Annotated in this window: 3 protein-coding genes; 1 reads left to right on the top strand and 2 read right to left on the bottom strand. The window is 49.5% G+C overall.

Annotated elements, in window-relative coordinates; genetic code table 11:
* The first annotated feature begins 546 nt into the window (after positions 1–546).
* On the top strand, positions 547–1,017 hold the full coding sequence (locus tag NP77_RS22540) for an SgcJ/EcaC family oxidoreductase (protein ID WP_003850545.1): 471 nt from the start codon (positions 547–549) through the stop codon (positions 1,015–1,017).
* A gap of 296 nt (positions 1,018–1,313) precedes the next feature.
* On the opposite strand, the gene NP77_RS22535 is transcribed toward NP77_RS22540, so the two are convergent.
* Positions 1,314–2,525 carry a monooxygenase gene (locus NP77_RS22535; RefSeq protein WP_039662020.1) on the bottom strand — a complete coding sequence of 404 codons (1,212 nt, stop codon included), beginning with the start codon at positions 2,523–2,525 and terminating at the stop codon, positions 1,314–1,316.
* The coding region (locus tag NP77_RS22530; RefSeq protein ID WP_039662019.1) for an MFS transporter at positions 2,518–3,283 on the bottom strand (766 nt) is incomplete at its 5' end. The genes NP77_RS22535 and NP77_RS22530, both read right to left, overlap by 8 nt.

Here is a 3,283-nt window from a genome sequence, read left to right as displayed (position 1 = left end):
AGAATTCACGTAGCGTTGTCATCTATCGGTGTGGCATTGTTATAGTTTCCATCATAACCCGGCAGCATCAGCCTGTCATAACTTCGTATAAGAATAATTATACGAAGTAAGAATGTCTGATACCGTTCAACGTATTGTTAGCCCTGCCGAGGGTGGGATCATGGGACGAGGAGATCTGCATCGCCTCATAGAGCAGTAAATCTCATACTCACTGAAGCATTTGTAGGTGCATCAGCTATGCGGCGAAAAATTGATGACTGTAAGTCATTAACGCTAATAAACATTCTGTAATACTGAATATTTAATTAATAACCCTATGAGCCATCATAAAAAAATAGTTGATAAAATTAAGGATGAAAACAGATTACAATTACGCTCTTGATTGAATTTATTTAATTATTCTATTGTCGCGCTAATGTGCAAAATAATTATGCGTTTTTCACATGGACTTGGATATTTCTTTATTACCTCACTTAGCACAGGCGGTGACTCCAGCCAATGGCGTGGTACAGCGATTACGCTGGAAAAAAATGAGGTGTCAAAATAATGAAAAAAAGTATACTCGCACTGTGCCTGCTGGGCTTTATCACTGCACCAGCGATTACGTTAGCACAGCAACCGGTTACCTGTATAAAAGTGTCTGAACAGGATGTCGCCAGCCTGTTTGATAAATGGAACGATTCTCTGGCAACCGGCGACGCGACAAAAGTCTCTGAGTTATATGTCAGCGATGCCGTTTTACTGCCAACCATTTCAAATAAAGTACGATTAACCGATCAGGAACGTATTGATTATTTCAAAGACTTCCTGAAAAAAGGTCCAAGCGGCAAAATCGATTCGCGCACCATCAGAATGGGTTGTAATAAGGCTATTGATACCGGCGTTTATACTTTCACCTTCAAGGACCATATGCACGTCACAGCACGTTATACGTTTACTTATGTCTGGGATGGTCAGGGCTGGAAGATTTCAACTTACCACTCCTCAGCAATGCCAGAGCCTGTGAGCCTGCCTTAACAGCACGTTCGGCAGGATGATAACCAGCTTCGCATTGCGAAGCTGGTTTTTTAACTCCGGCACTGCAGGATTATCATATAAGTGCCCCCGTTCCCGGCAGGCAGTTAATTAATGACACAATCCAATTAAATTAATTTAACACCTGAAACTTATAAAAACCATTGGAGCTTAAAATCCTGGTGCGAATCTTTTTTTGCGGATTGCATCTGTAAAGCGAAAATAAACGCCAGATAGCGTTCGAATTAATTATCAGACTGAACGTTACTGCCGCACCCCATTTTCTATCGACAATATATTTAATCGCCGTTACCAATCTGCCAGATAAACGTCGGATCGTTACCGTTTACCTCCCAGTCACCCACGTTACGTATTTTGTAGATCACTGGATTATGTGATGAGACCGTCCGGGCATTGCGCCAGTGCCGGTCCAGCACCTTGCTGACACGGGTGTCGGAAGCGCCAAGGGCATTGAAGAATTCCGTGGCGGCACGCGTCACTAACTCAACCGCGACCACCTGCGCCCGGGCGGACTCCACCTCTGCCTGTACGTTAGCCGCGTGAAGCTCTGCTTCTTCAACACCGCTTTGTTGCAGTTCAAATGCCCGCTGTAATGAGTGGGTCGCCCGATCCACGGCGGCTTCAGCAGCCCAGGTCCAGCTGCTGATCTGACCGACCACCTGTAAAACCTGCACATCCTGTTTGACCTGAGACGCGTTGCCGTGGCTGTAAATCCTCTTACGGTGCGCAACACCCTGAGACACATCACGAACTATGGCCCGACCTATACCCGCCAGCGTGGCTAATAATACATGCTGATAAAATGCGGTCTGGTAACGAAAGCGCTCACTGAAATCATAAACGTGCGGCTGCTCCACATAGGCATGATTAAAGCGTGTTGTGCCGCTACCGGTCAGACGCTGCCCGAAGCCATCCCAGTCGTCATCACATTCCACCTCACTCTGATGGGTGTTTACCAGAGCAATCACGTCACGACCGTTGTCAGTATGCTTTGCATAGACATCAATCCAGTCCGCATAAAGTGTGCCGGTGCTGTAAAACTTTTCGCCACTGATCCGCCATCCTCCCTCTGTGGGTGAGACCTGAGTGTTGACCTCACCCAGCTTAACCGCCCCGATCTCGCTCCAGCCGCTACCCACCAACTCACCATCCACGAAACGTCGAAACCAGCGCCGCCGATCTTCACTTTCTGGCTGGTTCAGACGATCTTCGATAAAGGCAAAGTGCGCGCGCAGGGCCTGCGGCAGATTCGAATCAGCCTCGGCCAGGCCAGTCAGCAGGGAAAAGAGCTGCGGCAATGAAACACCAAAACCACCTTCCTCTTTTGGGATACGCAGGGTGCCGAATCGCGCCGCTTTCAGCCAGCGAATCGGCTCATGCAGCAGAGTGCGATCGGCTTCACGTGCGGCGGCACCCTCAGCAATGCGGATAAACAGTGGCCTGAACTGTTCGGTCAGTGCGGCAAATTCAGTGCGACTTAATTCAGACATGATTTTCTCCTGATTCGGGGTGTTCATCAATGTCCTGTCGGGTCGGTTCAAACCGGATAATCAACAGGAAAATAATGGGAATAAGGGCGGCGAGAGATACGATCCAGAACATATTAGTGCCATAACGAGCCTGCAAAACGGGCAGGATAAACAACGCCAGCGCACTTCCGATGCCAGAGAGCGAGCGACTAAAACCAACACCGGTTGCACGAATGTGGGTCGGATAGGAGAGCGCCGGATAGATCATTAACTGCGCGCCAGGTCCAAATCCTTCGGCAAACAGCCAGAGTCCCAGCAACAATACAGCAAACACCACACCGAGGGTGGCCTGCGGATGACCGATCAGTGCCAGCGAAATCAACGCGATAAACTGCAGCGCAAAGCCGGCAATCGCTACATGCCGTGAAGGGAATTTCCAGGCCAGCCGCATGCCAAGCAAACCGCCGGTAAAAGCAAACAACGCATTCAGACCCAGCGAAGCGGAAATCGTCTCAAAGACGCCCGCCCCAAGGAACTGCGCCAGAATGGAGGGCAGGAAGAAAGCAATGGCAGTGTACTCAAACGAGATACAGACGTTCATCACTGCGCTGACGACGGTACGTTCCAGGTAAGGCTTCTGAAACAGTACGCGGATACGCACTTTCGGTGTCGCTTTAATAGTTTCGGCTTTAGCGGGCTGCTCCTCATGCGCAACAATGCCGTAGGAGTCACGCAGAATACGCACGGCACCGCTCAGATCGCCCTGATTAGCTGCCCAC

Source organism: Pantoea sp. MBLJ3 (assembly GCF_000816655.1).
Lineage (GTDB): Bacteria > Pseudomonadota > Gammaproteobacteria > Enterobacterales > Enterobacteriaceae > Pantoea > Pantoea eucalypti.
The sequence above is the reverse complement of the archived record's forward strand: the minus strand, read 5'-3'. Positions and strand labels throughout refer to the sequence as shown.

Excerpts from the sequence above, each read along its gene's own strand:
- NP77_RS22540 (WP_003850545.1), top strand. The coding sequence starts at position 547 with ATGAAAAAAAGTATACTCGCACTGTGCCTGCTGGGCTTTATCACTGCA.
- NP77_RS22535 (WP_039662020.1), bottom strand. The coding sequence starts at position 2,525 with ATGTCTGAATTAAGTCGCACTGAATTTGCCGCACTGACCGAACAGTTC.